Raw genomic sequence first — 21,447 nt, 5'->3', positions numbered from 1 at the left:
GCCTGCGTGCTGCTGCGGCGAGCGCACGTTGCAGGCGTCTTTGAACGTGATCCAGGGGTGGCCGGTCTCGAACAACATAGAGAGCATCTTGCGCCACATGTCGGTGGCCGGAATCTTCTTGTAGGGCTTGATTTCGCCACGGGCGGCTTTTTCTTCGTAGGCCACATAGGCGCGTTCGAAGTCGGCACCGAACAGGTCGTGCAGGTCGGGCACATCGTTGGGCGAGAACAGGCTCCAGTCGGCCTTTTCCATCACGCGCTTCATGAACAGGTCGGGAATCCAGTTCGCGGTGTTCATGTCGTGGGTGCGGCGGCGGTCGTCGCCGGTGTTCTTGCGCAACTCCAGAAATTCTTCGATGTCGAGGTGCCAGGTTTCCAGGTAGGTGCAGACCGCGCCTTTGCGCTTGCCGCCTTGGTTCACCGCCACGGCGGTGTCGTTCACCACTTTGAGGAAAGGCACGACGCCTTGCGACTCGCCGTTGGTACCTTTGATGTGGCTGCCCATGGCGCGTACCCGGGTCCAGTCGTTGCCCAGGCCGCCGGCAAACTTGGACAGCAGCGCGTTTTCCTTGATCGACTCGTAAATGCCGTCCAGGTTGTCGGGCACGGTGGTCAGGTAGCAGCTGGAGAGTTGCGAGCGCAGCGTGCCGCTGTTGAACAGCGTGGGTGTGCTCGACATGAAGTCGAACGAGGACAGGATTTCGTAGAACTCGATGGCGCGTGCTTCGCGGTCGATTTCATTGAGCGACAGGCCCATGGCCACGCGCATGAAAAAGGCCTGTGGCAGCTCGATGCGGGTCTTGCGCACGTGCAGGAAGTAGCGGTCGTACAGGGTTTGCAGACCGAGGTACTCGAACTGCAGATCGCGCTCGGGCTTGAGCGCGGCACCCAGTCGGTCCAGGTCGAACTGCTGCAGCTTTTCGTCCAGCAGGTCGTTTTCCACGCCCCGCTTGATGAACTGCGGAAAGTATTCGGCGTAGCGCGGGCCCATCTCGGTGGAGGGGATCTCTTCGCCCAGCACCTCTTTGACGATGGTGTGCAGCAACAGGCGCGCGGTCGCGAAGGTGTAGTCGGGGTCTTTCTCGATCAGCGTGCGCGCGGCGAGGATGGAGGCTTTGTAGACCTCTTCCATGGGCACACCGTCGTAGAGGTTGCGTTTGGTTTCGGCGACGATGGGGTCGGCTTGCACGTCCTGGCCCAGACCGGAGCAGGCATCCACGATCAAGGCCTGGAGTCTTGCCAGATCCAGCGGCACCCGCTGCCCGCCGTCGATCACATGCAGCAGCGTTTCCGTGGGCTTGCTCGCTTCGACCTGGTGTGCGCGCTCCTGGGTGCGGCGCTCGCGGTAGAGCACGTAGGCACGGGCGACTTCGTGGTGGCCGCTGCGCATCAGGCCGAGTTCGACCTGGTCTTGCACATCTTCGATGTGGAAGGTGCCGCCGCCGGGGCGCGAGCGCATCAAGGCGCGGGCCACGTTCTGGGTGAGTTCGTCCACGGTCTCGCGCACGCTGGCCGATGCCGCACCCTGGGTGCCATGCACCGCCAGAAAAGCCTTCATCATGGCCACGGCGATCTTGCTCGGCTCAAAAGGCACCACCGCGCCGTTGCGGCGGATGATCTGGTACTGCGTGAAAACCGAACTGTTCAGATGGCCGCTCGCCGCACGTGGGGCGGTAGCGGCTGGCCTTGGGGTGCTGGTAGATGTGGTGGCGGGAGATTGGGCGGTCTGCATGGTTCCTCTTTCGTTCGTTATGTGTCGCTTGCCGCATCTGTGTGGGCGGGATGGCGGTGTGGTGGTTCTGATCTGAAGAGGGGGTCCGCTGGGTGTGGCCATGTACACCAAAGCGGTCCATCGGGTGCATTCAAGCCGAATGTTGTCGCAGATCAATCAGCACAGAGCACACTATATATGGTGTGTGGTCCGCGTTCAAGCCACTACAGGTAGTGTTTACGATAATTTTGCCGCGGTTGGCTAACCCATTGGGGCAGCCTTGCAAGCGCCGCCATGACGTGCTCTTGTGCCGTGTTCGCGTGGGCCGGTCGGCAGGCCTTGTGTGAACTGGAAGTGCGCGTGGGCAGGGGCGCCGGCCTTAGGCGCTACGCGGCACAGGAGACGATTTGCTGCCAAAACCCGCAGCGCGGCTGGCTGGCGTTCAGGCTCGGTGCCCACTTGGGATGTGCATCAGCTGCCTGAAAATTTTTCGCCCCATGTGTCTCGCGGAAAACACGCCGGGGGCCAGCCCAGCGCCTGTTGCAGGCGCGCCCAGTCGAAGCCTTTTCCGGGGTCTTGCTTGCGACCGGGTGCAATGTGTTCGTGGCCAGCCATGTGTTCAATGGGGTAGCGCTGCCGCAAGGCCTGGCAGAGGGTGGACAGCGTCTGGTATTGCGGCACCTCAAACGGGTCGCCCTCCAGGCCTTCGAGTTCGATGCCGATGGAGTCGTCGTTGCAGTTGCGCCGTCCACGCCAGCAAGAGTCGCCGGCGTGCCAGGCTCGCGCATCGGCATCGACGAACTGCACCAGCTCACCATTGCGTCGGATGAAAAAATGGGCCGAGACTTCCATGCCCTGGATTTGCTGGAAGTAGGGGTGGGCCTGCCAGTCGAGCTGGTTGGTGAAGAGCTGCTCCACTTCGGGGCCGCCGTACACGCCGGGCGGCAGGCTGATCGAATGCAGCACGATCAGGTCGATGCAGGCATTCGCCGGCCGCTCACCAAAATTGGGCGAGCGGCAGGGCCGCGCGGTTTGCAGCCAGCCTTGGCGCCACAAAGCCGGTGCGCCAGCGCCCAAGGTTGAGTCAGCCGCCATCGGTTTCATCGGACGGCATGGCAATGCCCAGGCGCTGGATGCGGTAACGCATCTGGCGCAGATTCAGACCCAGGCGCGCGGCGGCTGCGGTGCGGTTGAAGTTGCATTCTTTCAGGGCTTTGAGCAAAACTTCACGTTCCTGTTGGTCCAGGTAGCTTTGCAGATCGGCCGGAATGCTGGGCGGCACAGTTTCTGGCGACGGGGCTGCTGGCCGCTGGCTGTCAGCGAAACCGTTGCTGGCCGTGGGTGCTGCGGTGTCGCCAAAGTCCTTGGGCTCCAGGCTGTCGCTGCTGCTCAGCGCCAGTGCCCGTTGCAACAGGTTTTCCAGTTCGCGCACATTGCCCGGCAGTTCGCGCGTTTGCAGCCAGGCCAGGGCCTGCGCCGAAATCGTGGGGGTGGCCTGACCGCTGTCGGCGCAAATGCGCTGCAACAAGGCTTGGGTGAGCGCGGGCAAGTCTTCGCGCCGATCCCGCAGGGCCGATGTGCGCACCTCGATCACGTTCAGCCGGTAATACAAGTCCTGGCGGAATTCGCCGGCCGGCACCAGCGCAGACAGGTCGCGGTGCGTGGCACTGACCACCCGCACGTCCACATGGTCTTCTTGCACGCCGCCAAGCGCGCGCACGCGCCGTTCCTGGATGACGCGCAGCAGTTTGGCCTGCATGGCCAGCGGCAGGTCGCCTATTTCGTCGAGAAACAGGGTGCCGCCCTGGGCCGCATGGAAGTAGCCGTCGCGGTCTTGCGCCGCGCCCGTGAACGCGCCTTTGCGCACGCCAAAAAATTCCGCTTCGATGAGGTTTTCCGGGATGGCTCCGCAGTTGACCGCGACGAAGGGGCCTTGGGCGCGGTGGCTGCATTCGTGCACGGCCCGCGCCACCAGCTCCTTGCCGGTGCCCGACTCGCCCAGGATCAGCACCGGCGCCATGCTGGTCGCCACTTTTTCGATCAGGCTCTTGATTTGCACAATGCTGGCGGACGAGCCGACGATGCGCTGCAGCGCTTGCACGCCGCTGGGCGGCGGTGGGGCGCTGCTCAGCTGCCTGGTGGGCGCACCAGGGGCCGACAGTTCTTGTGTGGTGACCGTCGTTGGGCGAAACACCAGCGGGTGGCGCTGGCTCAGCAAGGCCGAGGCCACGGCGGCGCGCAACTGTTTGAGATCGACCGGTTTGGTCAGGTAGTCGAACGCACCTGCCTTGAGCGACTCGACCGCGTTGTCGGCCGATCCGTAGGCGGTGATGACGATGCACTTTTCGGTGCGCTGCGTCTGGGTCATCTCGCGCAGCAGCTCCAGGCCCAGGCCGTCGGGCAGGCGCATGTCGGTGATGAGCACGTCGAAGCGCCGTTGCGCGAGCCATTCGCGGGCCTGCGTCAGGTCCGGTGCCGAAACCACTTCGTGGCCGTCGCGCAGCAGCGTCAGCTCGTAGAGCGTTCTCAGGTCCGGTTCGTCGTCGACGACCAGCACGGAAGCGGGAATGGATTCGGGCATGCCTGGAGCGGGTGGGGGTTAGCGTTCGTGCAGAGAAGACGGCCCGTGATCGGGGCGAAAGGGTTGCGAATCGACCGCCGCGTAGGAGATGCTCTGCTGGACCGGTACGGGCGGTGTGGCGGGTTTGGCGGCGTTGGCGCTGGGCATGAGGATATAGAACTCGTTGCCTTCGCGCTGGTCCAGCTTGCTGCGTTGGTAGGCGATCTGTGCGCCATAGCGTTCGCACAGTTCGCGGCAGATGAACAGGCCCAAGCCGCTGGACCGGCTTTCGGATGAGAAGAAGGGCTCGAACAAGTGGCGCAGCACCGCCGCTTCCAGCGTGGCGCCGTCGCTCCAGACCGACAGCCGCACCCGGTCTGCGCCGCTGGGTTGGCTGATCACGCGGATCGATGCCGTCTTGCCACTGGCGTGCCGCTTGGCGTTGTCGAGCAGGTTCACCAGCAGGCGCCGCAGGTGTTCCGGGTCGAAGCCCACGGCGATCTGGGGCGCGTGGGTGTGCAGGCTGAGCACGCCTTGCGCCTTCGATTGCCGGGCCCATTCATGGGTGATCTGGCGCACCGAGGCGTCCAGCGGCAAGACCGGCATGTGCCCTTCGATCTGGCTGGGCTGGACCCGCACCACGTTGAGAATGTCGTCGACGATGCGCGAGAGCCGCTGCGCGTTCTGGTCGATCATCTGCGTGAGCCGCTTCTGGGCCGGTTCCAGCATCTCTTCGTCCAGCAAGGCATTGGCCTGGGTGATGGCCGAGAGCGGGTTGCGAATTTCGTGCGCGACAGCGGCCGACATGCGGCCCATGGCAGCCAGCTTTTCGGTGCGCACGCGCGCTTCCACCTCGCGCTGGTCTTCCAGGAACAACACGCACAGGGCGGTTTCCCGGCGCCCTGTGGGGGCGGTGAGGCGCGAACGCACGTACAACTGGTGGGCGGTGAGTTCGTCGATCTGGATCCGGACTTCGGACTCCATGGGCAGTCCGCGCGCGAAGGTTTCGTCGACCAACTCGCACAATCCATTCCAGCTGGGTCGGGCCGATAGCAGCAGCTTGGAGGTATGGGGATAGGCGTCGCCCAGCAGCATGGACTGCGCCGCCGGATTGGCGTTGCGCACCACGCTGTGGCGGTCCACCACGAGCACGCCCTCGGACAGGCTTTCAATCACCAGTTCGTTGACCTGGGCCTGTGTGCGCGCCGCCGCCTGGCTGGTTTGGGCCACGGCCTCTTCCCGCGCCAGGCGGATGGCCAGCTGGTTGGCCAGCAGGGCGATCAGGAAGAAGCCGGTGCTGGTCAGTCCCGCCTGCAGGAAACGCGCGGTCGACACGTCGCTCAGCAGCGCGGCGCTGAACCAGGCCTCGCCCAGCAAGTACAGGGTGACGCTGGCGGCCGTTGCCAGGGCCAGGGTCAAAGGACCCAGAATGGCGGCCAGCAAGACCGGCAAGGCAAACAGCGGGGTGTAGTTGATGCTGCCGTTTTGCGTGAACTGCAGCAGGGCAAAGGTGACGACGTCCACGCCAATGGTCAGCAGCCACTGCAGGTGCAGGGGCTTGGCGTGTTCGACCGGTCGGGCCCAGAGCAACACCGCCAGCGCGGCGCTCAGGTGCAAGGCGCAGACCAGCAGCAGCCAGTGGGTCCCGCCAGACCCGAACACCACCACGAACATCTGCATGGCGAGCAACATGGTGGCAATGAAAACCCGGGCCCGCATGAAGGCGCGCCAGAGCCGGGCGAAAGCGCGCAGGCGTTGCTCGTGGCCGTGCGAGCTGTTGCCCTCATAGGCCGAAAACCAGGAGGGCGCGTACTGGGAGCTGTGGTCGTGCGCCATGTCAGGGCCGTTCGATCGCGCTAGGAGCCTGCACCGGGCGGGCGTGGCTCATGCGTGCGGGCCTTCGTGCAGTTGCAGGTGTTCACTGCTGCAGTACACCCCGGCGCGTCCGTGCACCGACTCGGCCTGAGGCAGGTGGGTACCGCAGTGCGCGCAAGCCACCATCACGTCGGGCGGGCGCAAACGTTTGCCCGAGGGGCGCCGGCGGCTGGCTTCATCTTGGTCCGAGCGCCGGTTGTTGCGCCAGATGTAGACCGCGATCAGAACCACCGAGAGAACAAGCAGGTATTTCATGGATGTGGGGCGGTCGTGGTTCAGGTGCGGTTCAGATGCGGTTCAGCACCACTTCGAGCACGAAGCGCGAACCAACGTAGCCGAGCAGCAAAAAGCCCGCGCCCAGGTAGAGGGTGCGAACCGCGGTGCGTCCGCGCCAGCCCAGACGCCAGCGTCCGAGCAGCAAAACCCCCATGGTCAGCCAGGCCAGCACCGAAAACACCGTCTTGTGGTTCCAGGTCCAGGTGTGGTTCAGCACTTCGGCAAACCACCAGCCGGCCAGCAAGGTGGCGCTCAGCAACACAAAACCGGCGGCCACAAAGCGGAACGTGAGCCGCTCCAGCGCCAGCAGGGGCAAGGTGGTGTCGGTGGGCGCGCCCCGGCGCATGGCCTTTTCAGCGCGTTGCATCAGCCAGGCGTGCACCACGGCCGAGGCGATCAAGCCGTAGGAGGCGATGCCCAGCGCCCAATGCAGGGGTAGCCAGGGTGAGCGCAACTGGGGGTAGGGCGTGCCGGGAAAGACCAGCGCCAGCAAGACCACCGCCGCGCCCAGCACGGTCAGCGCCCAGCGTGCTCGCAATTGCGGATAGAGGCGGCTTTCGATCGCATACACCGTCAGCACCAGCCAGGCGGTGCCCGAAAGCGCGGGAGCAAAGCCAAAGCGGGCCGGCTGCGCCAGCAGGCCGGTGGAGAGCACCAGCAGGTGCAACAGCCAGGCAATGCCCAGTGCCGTGCGTGTTTGCGCCGGCGTCATGCGCGGATGCGCCCAGGCCAGCAGGGCGTAGGCCAGCGCCGCGCCGACCGAGAGCACGATGTTGGGCAGATGAAGGCCCAGGCTTGGCAGTCCCGGAGTCACGCAAGACCCCGGTTCACCACCCGGGTGGACGACGCAGCTAAAATCATCTGCACAGTTTAACGGGCTTGCCCACGCGCAACCGTTGCCCACCCACCCCGCCTGGCGTGCCCGTTTGCTGCCCCATCGCGGCACGCTGCGGCCCGCGGCTTGCGCCCCCGAATCGGATTTTTGGGCGGCGCCACTCTGATCTGAACACACCATGGCCTCTGCCCTCTCCGACCGTCTGTCACGCATCGTCAAAGAGATGCGTGGCCAGGCCCGCATCACCGAAAGCAACGTCAGCGACATGTTGCGCGAAGTGCGCATGGCCTTGCTGGAGGCCGACGTGGCCTTGCCCGTGGTGCGCGACTTCATTGCCCGGGTGAAGGAAAAGGCCTTGGGCCAGGAGGTGGTGGGCTCGCTCTCGCCCGGGCAGGCCATGGTGGGCATCGTCAACCGCGAACTGGCCGCGACCATGGGCCAGGGCGTGGCCGACATCAATCTGGCCGCGCAACCACCGGCGGTGATCCTGATGGCGGGTCTGCAGGGCGCCGGTAAAACCACCACCACCGCCAAACTGGCCAAACACCTGATCGAGAAGCGCAAGAAAAAGGTGCTCACGGTGTCGGGCGACGTGTACCGCCCGGCGGCCATCGAACAGCTCAAGACCGTGACGGCGCAGGCGGGTGCCGAGTGGTTCCCCAGCACGCCGGATCAAAAGCCAGTCGATATCGCGCGCGCCGCCATCGACTACGCGCGCAAGCACTACTTTGATGTGTTGCTGGTCGACACTGCGGGTCGGCTGGCGATCGACGAAGTGCTGATGCGCGAAATCCAGGAACTGCACGCCGTGCTCAAGCCGGTGGAAACGCTGTTCGTGGTCGACGCCATGCAAGGTCAGGACGCCATCAACACGGCCAAGGCGTTCAGCGAGGCCTTGCCCATCACCGGCATCGTGCTCACCAAGCTCGACGGCGATTCGCGCGGTGGTGCGGCGCTTTCGGTGCGCGCCACCACCGGCGCGCCGATCAAGTTCGCCGGCGTGTCCGAGAAGATCGACGGCCTGGAGGTGTTCGACGCCGAACGCCATGCCGGGCGCATTCTGGGCATGGGCGACATCGTCGCGCTGGTGGAGCAGGTGTCTGCCGGGGTGGACATGGCTTCGGCTCAGAAGCTGGCGGCCAAGGTCAAGAGCGGCGAGGGTTTTGACCTCAACGACTTTCTGGACCAGATCCGCCAGATGAAGCAGATGGGCGGCCTGTCCAACCTCATGGACAAGCTGCCCAGCGCCATGGCCGCCAAAGCCGGTCAGGTGGACATGGACAAAGCCGAAAAGGACATCAAGCGCAAGGAAGGCATCATCTGCAGCATGACGCTCAAGGAGCGCCGCAAGCCCGAGATCATCAAGGCCACCCGCAAACGCCGCATCGCCAACGGTGCGGGCGTGCACGTGCAAGAGGTCAACCGCCTGCTCAAGGAGTTCGAGCAGATGCAGGGCATGATGAAGAAGATGAAGGGCGGCGGCCTGATGAAGATGATGAAAAAAATGGGTGGCATGAAAGGCATGCCCAAGATGCCCGGCATGGGCTGATCTTTCTCTCTGAGCCTCGGGTCTTAGGCCGCAGCGCTCTCCGCCACCACCACCTCACCGCGCAGCGAGCGCTGGTGTGCTTCGGTGACGCGCACATCCACCATCTGCCCGATCAGCCGGGGCGGCGCTGGAAACAGCACCAAGCGGTTGCATTCGGTGCGGCCGGTCAGCAGTTCCGGGGTCGAGCGCGATGGACCTTCCACTAGCAGGCGCTGCACCGTGTCCTGGCGGCTGGCGCTGATGCGCTTGACGTTGGCGTCGATGGTGGCTTGCAGGTGTTGCAGGCGCTGGAGCTTGACGCTGTGGGGCGTGTCGTCGGGCAGATTGGCGGCGGGCGTGCCGGGGCGCGGACTGAAAATGAAGCTGAACGAGGTGTCGAAACCCACGTCGTCGATCAGCTTCATCATCTTGTTGAAATCTTCGTCGGTCTCGCCGGGGAAGCCGACGATGAAGTCGCTGCTCATGGCCAGGTCGGGGCGGATGGCGCGCAGCTTGCGGATCGTGCTCTTGTATTCCATAGCGGTGTAGCCGCGTTTCATCGCCATCAAGATGCGGTCGCTGCCGTGTTGCACCGGCAGGTGCAGGTGGTTCACCAGCTTGGGGATCTTGGCGTAGGCCTCGATCAGGCGTGGCGTGAATTCGTTCGGGTGGCTGGTGGTGTAGCGGATGCGCTCGATGCCGGGGACGTCGGCCACGTATTCGAGCAACAGTGCGAAGTCGGCGATGTCACCGGTGTCGCCCATGGGGCCCCGGTAGGCGTTCACGTTCTGCCCCAGCAGCGTCACCTCTTTCACGCCCTGGTCGGCCAGTCCGGCGATTTCCACCAGCACGTCGTCGAACGGGCGGCTGAACTCTTCGCCGCGCGTGTACGGCACCACGCAGTAGCTGCAGTACTTGGAGCAGCCCTCCATGATGGAGACGTAGGCGCTCGCGCCCTCGACGCGCGCGGGCGGCATGTGGTCGAATTTTTCGATCTCGGGAAAGCTGATGTCCACCTGCGGCGCGTTCTGGCGCTGGCGCTGGTGCAGCAGTTCGGGCAGGCGGTGCAGGGTTTGCGGGCCGAACACCACGTCCACATAGGGCGCGCGTTTGATGATCTCGGCACCTTCCTGGCTGGCCACGCAGCCGCCCACGCCGATCAGCACACCCTTCTTCTTCAGGTGCCGCACCCGGCCCAGGTCGGAAAACACCTTCTCTTGCGCCTTTTCGCGCACCGAACAGGTGTTGAACAAAATCAGGTCGGCTTCTTCCACGTTGCTGGTGGGCTCGTAACCTTCGGCTGCGCCCATCACGTCGGCCATCTTGTCCGAGTCGTACTCGTTCATCTGGCAGCCAAAGGTTTTGATAAAGACTTTTTTGCTCATGAAAGGGCTCCGGGTCGCTGGTTGGTGCACGGGCGGTGGCTGGGACCAGCGAAAAAACAAGGGGTATCGGGCAACGCCTGGGGCGTTGAGGTGACAACGGCGCGCAACCGGGTGCTGCTGTGAGCGCCCGGTCTGCAACGCGCGTTCAGTTGTCCGCGTTGCGGGCGGCGGGTTGGTCGGGCGCAAAACTGTAGTTGCGCTCGGTGCCCATACCCGGCATTTTTTTCGCCGCTTCGCTGGCGTTCAGTATCCAGACCTCGTGCACGGAGCCATGGCTGTCCAGCACATAGTTCACGTTCAGTTCCTTTCCGACCAGCGAGGCCGACAGCACGATGGTGTTGTTGGTGTTGCGGATGCGCGAACCCGGTGAGAGCTGCGCGGCCTTGCCATCCATGGTGATCCGGGGTGGCTGCACCACCACCATCTCGCCGCGCAAGGCTTTGGGCGGGAATTGGCGTTGCAGGTTTTGCGCCTGCGCGGCAGGCCCTGGCGCCACGGCCAAGAGGGTGGCCAAACCCAGTGTGAAGAGGCTTGCGTGCGGCAAAGCCCTGGGCCGGTGGTTTGGGATGCCGGGGGTGCCGGTGGTGGTCAATGTGGTGTCGCAGCGTTTCATGGTGTCTATCCAGAGGCTGAAGAAGAACAAGCGCCCACCGCGAATGGCGGGCGAAGCTGGGATTGTCTCATGCGTGTACCCACGTGCGGGGTTAGAGTGCGGTGTTTCATCGCCGCAAGAGCGCACCCTGGAGACCATATGCCCCGTTTGCAACCGCTTCCCCCCGAGACCACGCCCGAACTCAAAAACCAGTTCGCCTTCTTTCTCGGCACCCTGGGTTTCACCCCCAACAGCGTGCTGACCATGCAGCGCAAACCCAAACTGGCGCAAGCCTTGGCGGTGTTGAATGCGGCGGTGATGGACCCGGAGGGCGAAGTGGACCTGGGTTTTCGCCGCCTCATCGGCCACGTGGCGAGCAAGGTCTCGGGTTGCCTGTACTGCCAGGCGCACACACTCCTGGGTGCCAAAAACTTTGGTGTCAGCGAGGCCAAGCTGGCCGATGTCTGGACCTACGCCAACAGCCCCCTGTACTCGGAAAAGGAGCGTCTGGCGCTGGACTTCGCGCTGGCGGCCGCGTCACAGCCCAACGCGGTGACCGACGAACAGTTTGCGGCGTTGCAAAAGCACTGGAGCGACGGTGAAATCGTTGAGATCCTGGGCGTGGTGGCGATGTTCGCCTTTCTCAACCGCTGGAACGACACCATGGCCACGCCATTGGAAGCCACGCCGTTGAACCTGGCCGAGCAGCTACTGGGCGAACACGGGTGGACGTCGGGCAAGCACCAGCTGTAGCGCGCAAGACCCAGCCTTGCCCCCGCCCAAGCGCCCGGTTCAGCCCAGAATCGGATAGCCCAGATTCAGGCGGATCAGGGTCACGGCGTACAGCAGAAAGCAGGCCAACAAACCCAGCAGCACCAGTGGGCGTGCCGGGCGGATGGTGGGCTCCAAGCGGGTCGCCAGCGCAGGCCGTGCGCCTGTGTCTGCGCCGGGGCGAGCCAGCATCAAGACCGCGGCGAGGACCATGAACAGGCCGGAGACCAGAGCGGCCTGGCCCCAGAATTGGCTCAGGTGGCGCAGCCCGTGCCAGAGCACATTCCACAAACCGGCCACCAACACACCGATGCCCATGCCGGACCGCAGTTGGGGGTGGCGCAAAAGCCGCGCCAGTGCGGCAGGCGTCCAGGGCGATAGCGCCAACCAAGCCAGCAGCATGAAGATGGCGACGACGATGCCCATGATGGGTTTCTTTCGGTGCTACAGCTCGGGTGCCGTGGCGCAGGCGCCTATTTCCAGCGAACCGGCTCGATGTGCACGCTGCCCCGGGTGCTGGAGAGCGTGACTTCGCCTTCTTGCAATGTGGCTTGCAGCTGCATGCTGCGTTCGGCCAGGGCCGCCAGTGCGGGCGCGGCTTCTGTGGGCAGGCGCCACACCTGCAGTTTTTCCAGGCGGTTGAGTTTGCCCTCTATGCCCCGCCACCAGATGTCGGCGGCCGAGCTGAAGGCATAGAGCAAGACCGCATCGGCTTTGCTGCAGGCCTTGGCGATGGGTTTGTCTTCGGGCTGGCCCACTTCGATCCAGAGCCGTTTGCGGCCGGTGAAGTCGGTCAGGGAAACGTCGGGGTCTTCCGGGTCCGACAGCCCGGCGCCAAACGCCAGCGTGCCGTCGCCGTTGCAGGTGTCCTGCAGCTCATGGGCGTGGCGGGCCATGGCGACCAGCCGCACCATCATGCGATCGTCGGTCTCGCTGGGGTGGCGGGCGAGCGTGAGCGCATGGTCGGCGTAATAGCCGTGGTCGATGTCGGCGATCTGCAGATGCGCCTTGAAGATGGTGGATTTGAGTGCCATGGCAATGAAAAAAAAAGCGGGTTCCGTTGCCAGAACCCGCTTTTCAAATTTTGGTGGTGATAGGTGGACTTGAACCACCGACATCAGCATTATGAATGCTGCGCTCTAACCAACTGAGCTATATCACCAACGAAGGCAAGATTATAGCGATATTTTTGGCCGATTTCGCCGCCTGGCCTGCCACACGGCGTGGCCCCGGTTCCGCCATCAACGGTGTTTGAATTCGGGCGTGCGCTTGTTCACAAACGCGTCCATGCCTTCTTTCTGGTCGTCGGTGGCGAACAAGGCGTGGAACAGGCGGCGCTCGAACATCACGCCATCGGACAGACCGCTTTCAAACGCGCGGTTGACCGATTCCTTGGCCGCCATCACGCTGATGAGTGAGTACCCACAAATCATGAGTGCAGCGCCCAGGGCCTCGTCCATGAGTTTGTCCAGCGGCACCACGCGGCTGACCAAACCGGCGCGCTCGGCTTCGGTCGCGTCCATCATGCGACCGGTGAGCACCAGGTCCATGGCTTTGGATTTGCCCACGGCGCGCGGCAGGCGCTGCGTGCCGCCCGCGCCGGGGATGATGCCCAGCTTGATCTCGGGCTGGCCGAATTTGGCGTTGTCGGCGGCGATGATGAAGTCGCACATCATGGCCAGTTCGCAGCCGCCACCCAGGGCGAAGCCGCTCACGGCGGCAATCACCGGCTTGCGGATGCTGCGGATGGTTTCCCAGTTGCGGGTGATGTAGTCGCCCTTGTAGACGTCGGCGAAGCTGTATTGCGCCATGGCGCCGATGTCGGCGCCGGCGGCAAAGGCTTTTTCGCTGCCGGTCACGATCATGCAGCCGATCTCCTCGTCGGCGTCAAAAGCCTTGAGCGCCGCGCCGAGTTCGTCCATGAGCTGGTTGTTCAAGGCATTGAGCTGCTTGGGTCGGTTGAGCGCCACGATGCCGACACGGCCTTCGGTGCGTACGGTGATGAGTTCGGGAGCGGCGGTGGCGGTCATGTGGTGTCCTCGGGTGGGGGCTGTCGGAGTTGACGTACACGTCAACTATAGCGCCTCGCACCCCCGGGAAAACATTGGCCGACCGATTGGTTGGTTAATGGTAGATTGTCGGCAAATCCCAGCAACCGCAGCCACCACCGGCAGATCCGAGGAGACCCAGGTACATGACCACGCCCGCCACAGAAAGTACCGTGCTGTTCGAGCAGCGCGGCGCTGTCGCACTGATCACGCTCAACCGACCCGCCGCGCTCAACAGCTTCACGCGCACCATGCATGCCGAATTGTGGGCGGCGTTCGACCGTGCCGAGGCCGATGCCCACATCCGCGCCATGGTGCTCACGGGCGCGGGTCGCGGGTTTTGTGCCGGTCTCGATTTGTCGGAGCTGGATTTCACGCCAGGCCCGCAGCAGGCGGAGCGCGCCGATCCGGGGCCGGTGATCGAGCAGGCGTTCAATCCCACCACGCGCCGGATCCAGAATCTGCGCATGCCCATCGTGGTCGCGGTCAATGGCGTGGCGGCGGGGGCAGGGGCTTCTTTGGCGATGGCCTGCGATATCGCCATCGCCGCGCCCAGTGCCAGTTTTGTGCAGGCCTTCAGCAAGATCGGCCTGATTCCCGATGCCGGTGGCAGTTGGTTGCTGGTCGAACGCCTGGGGCTTGCGCGTGCCATGGCCCTGGCCATGACCGGTGACAAACTGCCCGCTGCGCAAGCCAAGGAGTGGGGTTTGATCTGGGACGTGGCCGACGACCCGCTGGTCGTGGCCATGGCCCTGGCCGACAAATTGGCGGCCATGCCGACCAAGGCCTTGGTCGCCACGCGCGCCTTGCTGCGCGACGCCAGCACCCGCAGCTTGCACCAACACCTTGATGTGGAGCGCGACACGCAATCGGCGCTGGGCGCCACCCACGACTACATCGAAGGCGTGACCGCTTTTCTCGAAAAACGCCCAGCGCAGTTCAAGGGGACATGATGACGATGACGCCAGAGCAACGCGCGAGCAAAGTCGGCGAGACGATGTTCGCGGCGGACACCGCGAGCAAACACACCATGGGCATGGAGCTGGTGGCGGTTGCGCCCGGCCGCGCCGTGATGCGCATGGCCGTGCAGCCCCTGCACCTCAACGGGCACCAGATCTGCCACGGCGGTTTCATCTTCACGCTGGCGGATTCGACCTTTGCCTTCGCCTGCAACAGCCACAACAAAAACACCGTGGCCGCCGGGTGCAGCATCGAGTTTCTGCGCCCGGCGCATGCGGGCGATGTGCTCACCTGCGAAGGCCTGGAGCAAACGCTGCAAGGGCGGCACGGCATTTACGACATGCAGGTGCGCAACCAGAAGGGCGAGGTCGTGGCCATGTTCCGCGGCAAGAGCGCCCAGATCGCGGGCACGGTATTTCCCGAGCAGGAGCAGACATGAAGGCCTTTCCCCTGGAGCCGATCGAGAAGGCCAGCGTCGACGAGCTGCGCGCCCTGCAGCTCAAACGCTTGCAGGCCACGCTGCGCCACGCGTACGCCAACTCATCCGTTTACCGCGCCAAATTCGAAGCAGCAGGCGTGCACCCCGACGATTGCAAGAGCCTGGGCGATCTGGCGAAATTTCCCTTCACCACCAAGAAGGATTTGCGCGACAGCTACCCGTTTGGCATGTTCGCCGTGCCGCGCGAGCAATGCGCGCGCATCCATGCGTCCAGCGGCACCACCGGCAAGCCGACCGTGGTGGGCTATACGCTGAAAGACATCGACACCTGGTCCACCGTGGTGGCGCGCAGCATCCGCGCCAGCGGTGCGCGGCCCGGCGATTTGGTGCACGTGAGCTACGGCTACGGCCTGTTCACCGGCGGCCTGGGCGCGCATTACGGCGCCGAGAAATTGGGCTTGACCGTGGTGCCCTTTGGCGGCGGCCAGACCGAGCGCCAGGTGCAGCTGATGCAGGACTTCCGGCCCGACATCATCATGGTCACCCCCAGCTACATGCTGGCCATTGCCGACGAATTCGAACGCCTGGGTCTGGACCCACGCGCGAGCAGCATGCGCATCGGCATCTTTGGTGCCGAGCCCTGGACCAACGACATGCGGGTGGCGATCGAGGCGCGCATGGGCATCGACGCGGTGGACATTTACGGCCTGTCCGAGGTGATGGGACCGGGCGTGGCCAACGAATGCGTGGAAACCAAGGATGGCCCCACGATCTGGGAAGACCATTTTTACCCCGAGATCATCCACCCAGAGACGGGCGAGCCGGTGGCCGACGGTGAGATGGGCGAGCTGGTGTTCACCAGCCTGACCAAAGAGGCCCTGCCCATCATCCGCTACCGCACCCGCGATCTCACCCGCCTGCTGCCCGGCACGGCACGCACCATGCGGCGCATGGAGAAAATCACCGGCCGCAGCGACGACATGATGATCGTGCGCGGCGTCAACGTATTCCCCACGCAGATCGAGGAACTGATCCTCAAACGCCCCGAGCTCAGCGCCCACTACCAGTGTGTGCTGACCCGCGAGGGCCCGATGGACAACCTCACCGTGGTGGTGGAAACCGCGCCGGGCATCTCGCCCGACAGCATCGAGGCGCGCGCAGCGGCCAAACTGCTGCAGCACGAGGTGAAGGTGTTCGTGGGCAGCAGCGTGGCGGTGGACCTGAAACCCGAGGGCGGGGTGGAGCGCAGCCAGGGCAAGGCCAAGCGCGTGGTCGATTTGCGCACCAAGCCTGCCTGAGCAGGCCCAGCGTTCAGGCCGTTGCCGGGGCGCCCAGCCACGGCGCCAGCCGTGCCGCATCGCCCACCACCAGGCGCACAGCCTGGGTCTCGGTGGGCCAGTCCAGTGGGCAGCGCAGCAGGCGTTTGTCGCGCGAGACCAAAGCTGTGAGTGCGCCGCGTTGGCCGCGTAGCATGGCCACTTCGTCGAGCTTGTGGATGCGCCAGGCTTCGGCGGTGGCACCCCGGCGAGCGGGTGCGAATTCCACCCCCAGCCACTCGTCGCCCGCCGCCAGGCCGGCCGCTTCTGCCGCACCGCCGCGCAGCACGGTTTTCACCGTGATGCCGTCGGCGCCTTCGCTCACGCGCAGGCCCAGTTGTTGCGCCAGGGGCGCCGGATGGTGTTGCACCAGCACGCCCTGGTGCTCCAGGCGGTCGATCAGGGGTATGTCGGCCACGCTGTGCACCCAGGCCGCCAGTTCGGGCGCGTAGCTGCGTTGGCCCAGTTGCTTGAGCACTTGCAGGAGATCGGACTCGCGCATCGGGCCGCCCTCGCAACGGGCCCACAACGCGCGCATCACCTCGTCCAGGGTGGTGTGGCCTTCGGCACGCAGCGTGAGGTCCAGGCACAGGGCCACCAGCGCACCCTTGGTGTAGTAGCTCACCGTGGCGTTGGGGGTGTTTTCGTTGACCCGGTAGTACTTGGTCCAGGCATCAAAGCTGGCCTGGGCCACGCTTTGCAGCAAGCGCCCCGGGGTTTGTTGCACCTGGTTCAGCGTTTTGGCGACCAGCATCAGGTAGGCGGCGTCGTCGATCAAGCCGGCGCGGCGCAAGAACAGGTCGTCGTAGTAGCTGGTGAAGCCTTCAAAAAACCACAGCAGTTCGGTGTGGTTTTCGCGCGCGTAGTCGTAGCGTTTGAACTCTGCCGGGCGCAGGCGCTTGACGTTCCAGGTGTGGAAGTACTCGTGGCTGATGAGGCCCAGCAGCGTGGTGTAGCCGTCGGTGGCTTTGAGGGCGGCGGGTTTGTCGCCTGTGGAGGCGGCGACCCGCGCAGCGGCGGAGCGCGGGGGCGTCGTCCACCGGGGCAGGTCCGCGCGCTGGCAGATGAGCGCGGTGGAATTGCGGTGTTCCAGGCCGCCGTAACCGTCGGCGCTGGCGTACATCATGAACAAGTAGTTCTTGAACGGCGGCGCTTCCCTGGCGGGCCCGTGCCAGAACGCGATTTCGGTTTCGCAAATGCGCTGCGTATCGGTCAGCAGGCGTTCGCCATCGAACCCCTCGCCCACGCCACTGACCACAAAACGGTGTGCCACGCCCCCGGCGCTGAAGCTGCCGCTCCAGAAGCGGCCCATTTCCACCGGGCAGTCGGCCAGTTCGTCGTAGTCGGCGGCCAGGTAGTGGCCGAAGCCGTCGGCATCCACCGCCAGGGGCTCCAGGCCGGTGGCGATTTTCCAATCGGCGGTGTCGTCGCTGGGTGCCAGTTCCAGGCCGTGTGGCAGGTCTTCCTGGCCGAGCACGCGCAGGCACAGGCTGGTGGCGTTGAAGAAGCCACGGGTGGCGTCGAGAAACGCTGTGCGCACGGAAGCGTCCAGCGCATAGACCTCGTAGCGCAATTCCAGCGCCTCGTCGGCGGTGTTGGTCACTTGCCAGTTGTGTTTGTCGAGCTGGCGCACAGCCAGCGTCTGGTCGCCCTGGGTTGCGCCCAGGTTTTGCAGGTGTTGCGAAAACTCGCGCACCAGGTAGCTGCCGGGAATCCACACCGGCAGGCTCACGCGCTGGTTCTTGGCGGGTTGTTCGATGCGCAGCGTGACCGCAAACAGGTGGGCCTTGGCGTTGTGCACGGCCACCGTGAAATGCACCGGCGTGTGGCGGGGCTCAGACGCTGGTGCGGCGCGCCGGGCCCGCTTGGCGCTGGCCGCAGGGGTGGCGGTGGTGCGGGCTGCCGCGGTCTTGGGCGTCTTGGGGTTTGGCGGTTTTTTCACAAAGCTCCTGCGGCGATGAAACAAGAAAGGGCGGCGGCGGCAGAGAGCCGGAAACGCAGGGTCAGCCAGTCGTGCAGACCGGCTTGTTTGTACAAGACCCGGTCCACCAGGTAACAGATGATGAGCACCAGGCCCAACCAGGCCAGACCGGCATGGGCGGGCATGAGCAAGCCGGGCCAGGCCAGCAGCGAAGGCGCCACACCCCACAAAAAGTGGCTGCGGCGGGCATGGGGCAAGGGCATCACGCCGGCTTCGCGCAGGGCATTCCAGCCGATGCCCCAATGGATGCCGCCGAGAAACGAGGCGATCAGGGCCGCGTAGCCCGACAGGGCGATCGCCACCCAGGTTTGCAGCTCGACGCCCACCAGCCAGATCAGAACACTCAGCAGGGCAAAGGGGATCAGCCCGGCGTAGGCCAGGGTGTGGACGAGTGCGTGGTCTTGTGGATCTTCCAGTCCAGAGGTGGCTTGCATGGCCGAACGGTCAGGGCTGTTTGACGTCGGTCAGGAATTTCTCGATGCGGTCGGCCCCGATGGCGCCGGGCACGCGGGTGCCGTCGGCAAAGAAGATGGTGGGCGTGCCGGTGATGCGGTATTTTTTGCCGAACTCGACGTTGCGGGCCAACAAGGCGGTGTCGCAACTGGCCGGGGGCGGCGTGATGTCGCGCACCATCCAGTCGGTGAAGGTCTTGCCCTTGTTCTTGGCGCACCAGATGTTGCGCGACTTGTCGGCCGAATCGGGGCTCAGAATGGGGTAGAGCAGCACGTGCACCGTCACGTTGTCGATCTTTTCCAGATCGCGCTCGAAGCGCTTGCAATAGCCGCAGTTGGGGTCTTCAAACACCGCCATCTTGCGTTTGCCGTTGCCGCGCACGATGGTGAATGCGTCTTTCAACGGCAGGTCTGAAAAAGAAATGGCGCTCAGCTTGTCGGTGCGCTGTTCGGTCAGGTTGACCTTGGCCTGGGTGTCGATCAGCGCGCCCTGGATCAGGAAGTTGCCCTCGGCATCGGTGTAGAAGATCTCGCTCTGGTTCACCCGCAGCTCGTACAGGCCGGGCATGGGCGTTTTGCTCACCTCGTCGATCTTGGGCAGGTTGGGCAGGCGTTCCGCCAGATTCTTGCGGATCGTGGCCTCTTGTGCAGCAGCGCCCAGCGAAAGCGCGGCCAGCAAGGTCAGCAAAAGGGTTTGTATGGTTTTCATGTGTTCAAAAATGGAAATATAAAAATGCCGTTGCGTTTCAGCTGCCGAGCCCAGAAGCCTGTTTGCTCACCCACTGTTTGAGCGCACCGCTGCGCTCGAAACCCTTCATGCCCCAATTGCGCAAGGCCTGTACGCGGCTGTCGGCGTGCGAAAACAGGCCAAACAAACCGTCGGTCACCCAGCCCATGGCGTTCACATCGGCCTGCCGCGCCCGCTCGTAGCGGCGCAACAGCTTGTGGTCGCCCACCCCGCGCCAGTATTCGCGTCCGTGCAGCACCCGCGCCAGTTCGGCCACGTCGGCCAGCCCGACGTTGAGGCCTTGCCCCGCCAGCGGGTGCATGGCATGTGCCGCGTCCCCCGCCAGCGCCACGCCGCCCCCGGGCAGGCTGGCGACCCAGCGCCGTGCCCGCGAAAGCTCCAGTGGCCAGGCCTGTACCGGGCTCAGCAGCTGCATAGGCCCCAGCACCTGGCCACAGCGCGCTTCGATGGCCGAAATCAAGTCTTGCGCATCCGCTTCCAGCCAGGACTTTGCCTGCTGCCTGTCCACAGACCACACCAGCGCGACAGAGTTCCCTTGCGGGCCGCCCAACGGCAGCAAAGCCATGATCTCGCCGCCGGTAAACCACTGGCGCGCCACACCGCCGTGGGGCAGGGCGCATTGCAGCCGGGTGGCCACCGCACTTTGTGGGTAGGGCCGCACGTCGAACTCAAACCCGAGTTCGGCGCGGGACACGCTGCGTTTGCCCTCGCACACCACCGTGAGCTGGGCCGGCGGGGCCTCGGTGCACAGCTCAATGCCGGCCTGGTAGCGCACCGCTTCGGCCAGGCGTGCCTCCAGCGCGGGCACATCCACAATCCAAGACAGCGCGGCCGCTGGATCGGCGCTGGCCGAAAAGCGCACCGCACCGTCGGTGTCGCCAAACACCTGCATGTCGCGCACCGGGGTGATCACCGTTTCGTCTTCGGGCCAGGCCCGCACCGATTGCAGCAGCTCGCGCGAAGCGCTGTTGAGGGCATAGGCCCGCACATCGGGGCCGCCGGGCGGGGGCGGCACCACCAGCGCCACCCGCAGCCGCTCGCGTGCCAGCAGCAAGGCCAGGGTGCGCCCGACCACGCCAGCGCCCCGGATCGTCACGTCAAAAGGCCGGGAGGCGGCGGGTTTTGGAGCGGTGCTGTTCATACAGGGATTTTAGGAGCAGGGCAGAATGCCCTTTTCCCTCATTTCTCCCTCTCTTCCCGTCCACGTTTCAGAAGCGCTTTGCCATGTCCCTCAGCAGCCCGACCGACACCACCGACCCGATTGCCTCCGCCGAAGTGCAGGCCCGCATCGAAGCCCTCTGGGTCTACCCGATCAAATCCTGCGCCGGCATCGCCCTGCAAGAAGTCGAGCTCACCCCCACCGGCCTGCTGTACGACCGCGCCTGGATGGTGGTGGACGCCGATGGTGGTTTTGTGACCCAGCGCGAGCTGCCACGCATGGCGCTGATCCAGCCCAGCTTCCAGATGGGGCAGCTCAAGCTGCAGGCGCCCGGCATGTTGGCGCTGCACCTGGAGCTGAACGCCGCCGAAGGCCCGCTGAAGGTGCAGGTGTGGGACGACGAAGTGATGGCCTGCGACATGGGCGACCTGGCCGCGCAATGGTTCAGCGACTTTCTGGGGCCGGACGCGCCAGCCGACCTGAAACGCCTGCGCCTGGCCCGCTTCGACCCGGACGTGACGCGGCAGTGCAGCGCCCAATGGACCGGTGGGCGCGAAGCCAGCACCCAGTTCGCCGACGGTTTTGGCCTGCTGGTGACCAGCACCGCTTCGCTGGCCGAACTGAATCAGCGACTGGAGAAGGCGGGCGAAGCGCCCGTCACCATGCAGCGCTTTCGGCCCAATATCGTGCTCAGCGGCGTTGAAGCCCACGACGAAGACCGCCTGGGGCCGATGAACATCCGCACGGGAGACGACTCGATGGCGGTGATCGAAACCGTGAAGCCCTGCGCCCGCTGCCCGATCCCGAACATC

Annotated in this window: 21 protein-coding genes and 1 tRNA gene; 6 read left to right on the top strand and 16 right to left on the bottom strand. The window is 64.8% G+C overall.

Features of this window, described 5'->3' with window-relative positions; all coding sequences use genetic code 11:
* The 6 genes from ABYB95_RS02350 to ABYB95_RS02325 all read right to left on the bottom strand — a co-directional run.
* Window positions 1–1,731, bottom strand: a 1,731-nt coding sequence (locus ABYB95_RS02350) for a ribonucleoside-diphosphate reductase subunit alpha (protein ID WP_372656820.1), incomplete at its 3' end; no start/stop codon positions are given.
* A gap of 450 nt (window positions 1,732–2,181) precedes the next feature.
* On the bottom strand, window positions 2,182–2,814 hold the full coding sequence (gene ampD, locus ABYB95_RS02345) for a 1,6-anhydro-N-acetylmuramyl-L-alanine amidase AmpD (protein WP_372656819.1): 633 nt from the start codon (window positions 2,812–2,814) through the stop codon (window positions 2,182–2,184).
* On the bottom strand, window positions 2,795–4,291 hold the full coding sequence (locus tag ABYB95_RS02340; RefSeq protein ID WP_372656818.1) for a sigma-54-dependent transcriptional regulator: 1,497 nt from the start codon (window positions 4,289–4,291) through the stop codon (window positions 2,795–2,797). The genes ampD and ABYB95_RS02340 overlap by 20 nt, the downstream gene beginning before the upstream one ends.
* A gap of 18 nt (window positions 4,292–4,309) precedes the next feature.
* Window positions 4,310–6,106, bottom strand: coding sequence for a PAS domain-containing sensor histidine kinase (locus ABYB95_RS02335; protein ID WP_372656817.1), 1,797 nt, complete (start codon window positions 6,104–6,106; stop codon window positions 4,310–4,312).
* A gap of 48 nt (window positions 6,107–6,154) precedes the next feature.
* Window positions 6,155–6,400: a PP0621 family protein gene (locus ABYB95_RS02330; protein ID WP_372656816.1), complete on the bottom strand. Its 246-nt coding sequence runs from the start codon at window positions 6,398–6,400 to the stop codon at window positions 6,155–6,157.
* Window positions 6,401–6,431: 31 nt separating this feature from the next.
* On the bottom strand, window positions 6,432–7,235 hold the full coding sequence (locus tag ABYB95_RS02325) for an inner membrane protein YpjD (RefSeq protein ID WP_372656815.1): 804 nt from the start codon (window positions 7,233–7,235) through the stop codon (window positions 6,432–6,434).
* Between the two features lie 199 nt (window positions 7,236–7,434).
* Here ABYB95_RS02325 and ffh point away from each other — a divergent pair, with 199 nt between their 5' ends.
* Entirely contained in the window at window positions 7,435–8,805 is a 1,371-nt protein-coding gene (gene ffh / locus ABYB95_RS02320) for a signal recognition particle protein (RefSeq protein ID WP_372656814.1), read from the top strand.
* A 23-nt stretch (window positions 8,806–8,828) separates the two neighbouring features.
* Here the strand turns inward: ffh and miaB are convergent, their stop codons facing one another.
* Window positions 8,829–10,169: a tRNA (N6-isopentenyl adenosine(37)-C2)-methylthiotransferase MiaB gene (gene miaB, locus ABYB95_RS02315; RefSeq protein WP_372656813.1), complete on the bottom strand. Its 1,341-nt coding sequence runs from the start codon at window positions 10,167–10,169 to the stop codon at window positions 8,829–8,831.
* 145 nt (window positions 10,170–10,314) lie between these two features.
* Window positions 10,315–10,782, bottom strand: a complete 468-nt coding sequence (locus tag ABYB95_RS02310) for a hypothetical protein (protein WP_372656812.1) — start codon at window positions 10,780–10,782, stop codon at window positions 10,315–10,317.
* Window positions 10,783–10,920: 138 nt separating this feature from the next.
* Between ABYB95_RS02310 and ABYB95_RS02305 the strand changes: the two genes are divergently transcribed.
* Complete coding sequence (locus ABYB95_RS02305) at window positions 10,921–11,514, top strand: carboxymuconolactone decarboxylase family protein (RefSeq protein WP_372656811.1); 594 nt, start codon at window positions 10,921–10,923, stop codon at window positions 11,512–11,514.
* A 39-nt stretch (window positions 11,515–11,553) separates the two neighbouring features.
* On the opposite strand, the gene ABYB95_RS02300 is transcribed toward ABYB95_RS02305, so the two are convergent.
* From ABYB95_RS02300 to ABYB95_RS02285, 4 genes are all read right to left on the bottom strand, one after another.
* The gene (locus ABYB95_RS02300) at window positions 11,554–11,958 is read right to left on the bottom strand and encodes a hypothetical protein (RefSeq protein WP_372656810.1); all 405 of its coding nucleotides are present in this window, start codon (window positions 11,956–11,958) and stop codon (window positions 11,554–11,556) included.
* A 47-nt stretch (window positions 11,959–12,005) separates the two neighbouring features.
* Window positions 12,006–12,566: a YaeQ family protein gene (locus ABYB95_RS02295; RefSeq protein WP_372656809.1), complete on the bottom strand. Its 561-nt coding sequence runs from the start codon at window positions 12,564–12,566 to the stop codon at window positions 12,006–12,008.
* A gap of 51 nt (window positions 12,567–12,617) precedes the next feature.
* Window positions 12,618–12,694 (bottom strand) — tRNA-Met (locus ABYB95_RS02290).
* Between the two features lie 79 nt (window positions 12,695–12,773).
* The gene (locus ABYB95_RS02285; RefSeq protein ID WP_372656808.1) at window positions 12,774–13,562 is read right to left on the bottom strand and encodes an enoyl-CoA hydratase; all 789 of its coding nucleotides are present in this window, start codon (window positions 13,560–13,562) and stop codon (window positions 12,774–12,776) included.
* Window positions 13,563–13,726: 164 nt separating this feature from the next.
* Here ABYB95_RS02285 and ABYB95_RS02280 point away from each other — a divergent pair, with 164 nt between their 5' ends.
* From ABYB95_RS02280 to paaK, 3 genes are read left to right on the top strand one after another with little or no spacing between them, the layout of a single operon-like run.
* Window positions 13,727–14,533, top strand: coding sequence for an enoyl-CoA hydratase-related protein (locus ABYB95_RS02280; protein WP_372656807.1), 807 nt, complete (start codon window positions 13,727–13,729; stop codon window positions 14,531–14,533).
* 5 nt (window positions 14,534–14,538) lie between these two features.
* Window positions 14,539–14,979, top strand: a complete 441-nt coding sequence (paaI, locus tag ABYB95_RS02275) for a hydroxyphenylacetyl-CoA thioesterase PaaI (RefSeq protein WP_372656822.1) — start codon at window positions 14,539–14,541, stop codon at window positions 14,977–14,979.
* Window positions 14,976–16,277, top strand: a complete 1,302-nt coding sequence (paaK, locus tag ABYB95_RS02270; RefSeq protein WP_372656806.1) for a phenylacetate--CoA ligase PaaK — start codon at window positions 14,976–14,978, stop codon at window positions 16,275–16,277. The genes paaI and paaK overlap by 4 nt, the downstream gene beginning before the upstream one ends.
* A 13-nt stretch (window positions 16,278–16,290) precedes the next feature.
* Here the strand turns inward: paaK and ABYB95_RS02265 are convergent, their stop codons facing one another.
* The 4 genes from ABYB95_RS02265 to ABYB95_RS02250 form a co-directional block, all read right to left on the bottom strand.
* The gene (locus ABYB95_RS02265; RefSeq protein ID WP_372656821.1) at window positions 16,291–18,114 is read right to left on the bottom strand and encodes a M61 family metallopeptidase; all 1,824 of its coding nucleotides are present in this window, start codon (window positions 18,112–18,114) and stop codon (window positions 16,291–16,293) included.
* 119 nt (window positions 18,115–18,233) lie between these two features.
* Window positions 18,234–18,710: a DUF3429 domain-containing protein gene (locus ABYB95_RS02260; protein ID WP_372656805.1), complete on the bottom strand. Its 477-nt coding sequence runs from the start codon at window positions 18,708–18,710 to the stop codon at window positions 18,234–18,236.
* 10 nt (window positions 18,711–18,720) lie between these two features.
* The gene (locus ABYB95_RS02255) at window positions 18,721–19,437 is read right to left on the bottom strand and encodes a DsbC family protein (RefSeq protein ID WP_372656804.1); all 717 of its coding nucleotides are present in this window, start codon (window positions 19,435–19,437) and stop codon (window positions 18,721–18,723) included.
* Between the two features lie 37 nt (window positions 19,438–19,474).
* Window positions 19,475–20,617 (bottom strand): FAD-dependent monooxygenase, encoded by a 1,143-nt coding sequence (locus ABYB95_RS02250; RefSeq protein WP_372656803.1) that lies wholly within the window; start codon window positions 20,615–20,617, stop codon window positions 19,475–19,477.
* Window positions 20,618–20,700: 83 nt separating this feature from the next.
* Between ABYB95_RS02250 and ABYB95_RS02245 the strand changes: the two genes are divergently transcribed.
* Window positions 20,701–21,447, top strand: a 747-nt coding sequence (locus ABYB95_RS02245) for an MOSC domain-containing protein (protein WP_372656802.1), incomplete at its 3' end; no start/stop codon positions are given.

It is taken from the genome of Hydrogenophaga sp., assembly GCF_041633695.1.
GTDB lineage: Bacteria > Pseudomonadota > Gammaproteobacteria > Burkholderiales > Burkholderiaceae_C > Hydrogenophaga.
The sequence above is the reverse complement of the archived record's forward strand: the minus strand, read 5'-3'. Positions and strand labels throughout refer to the sequence as shown.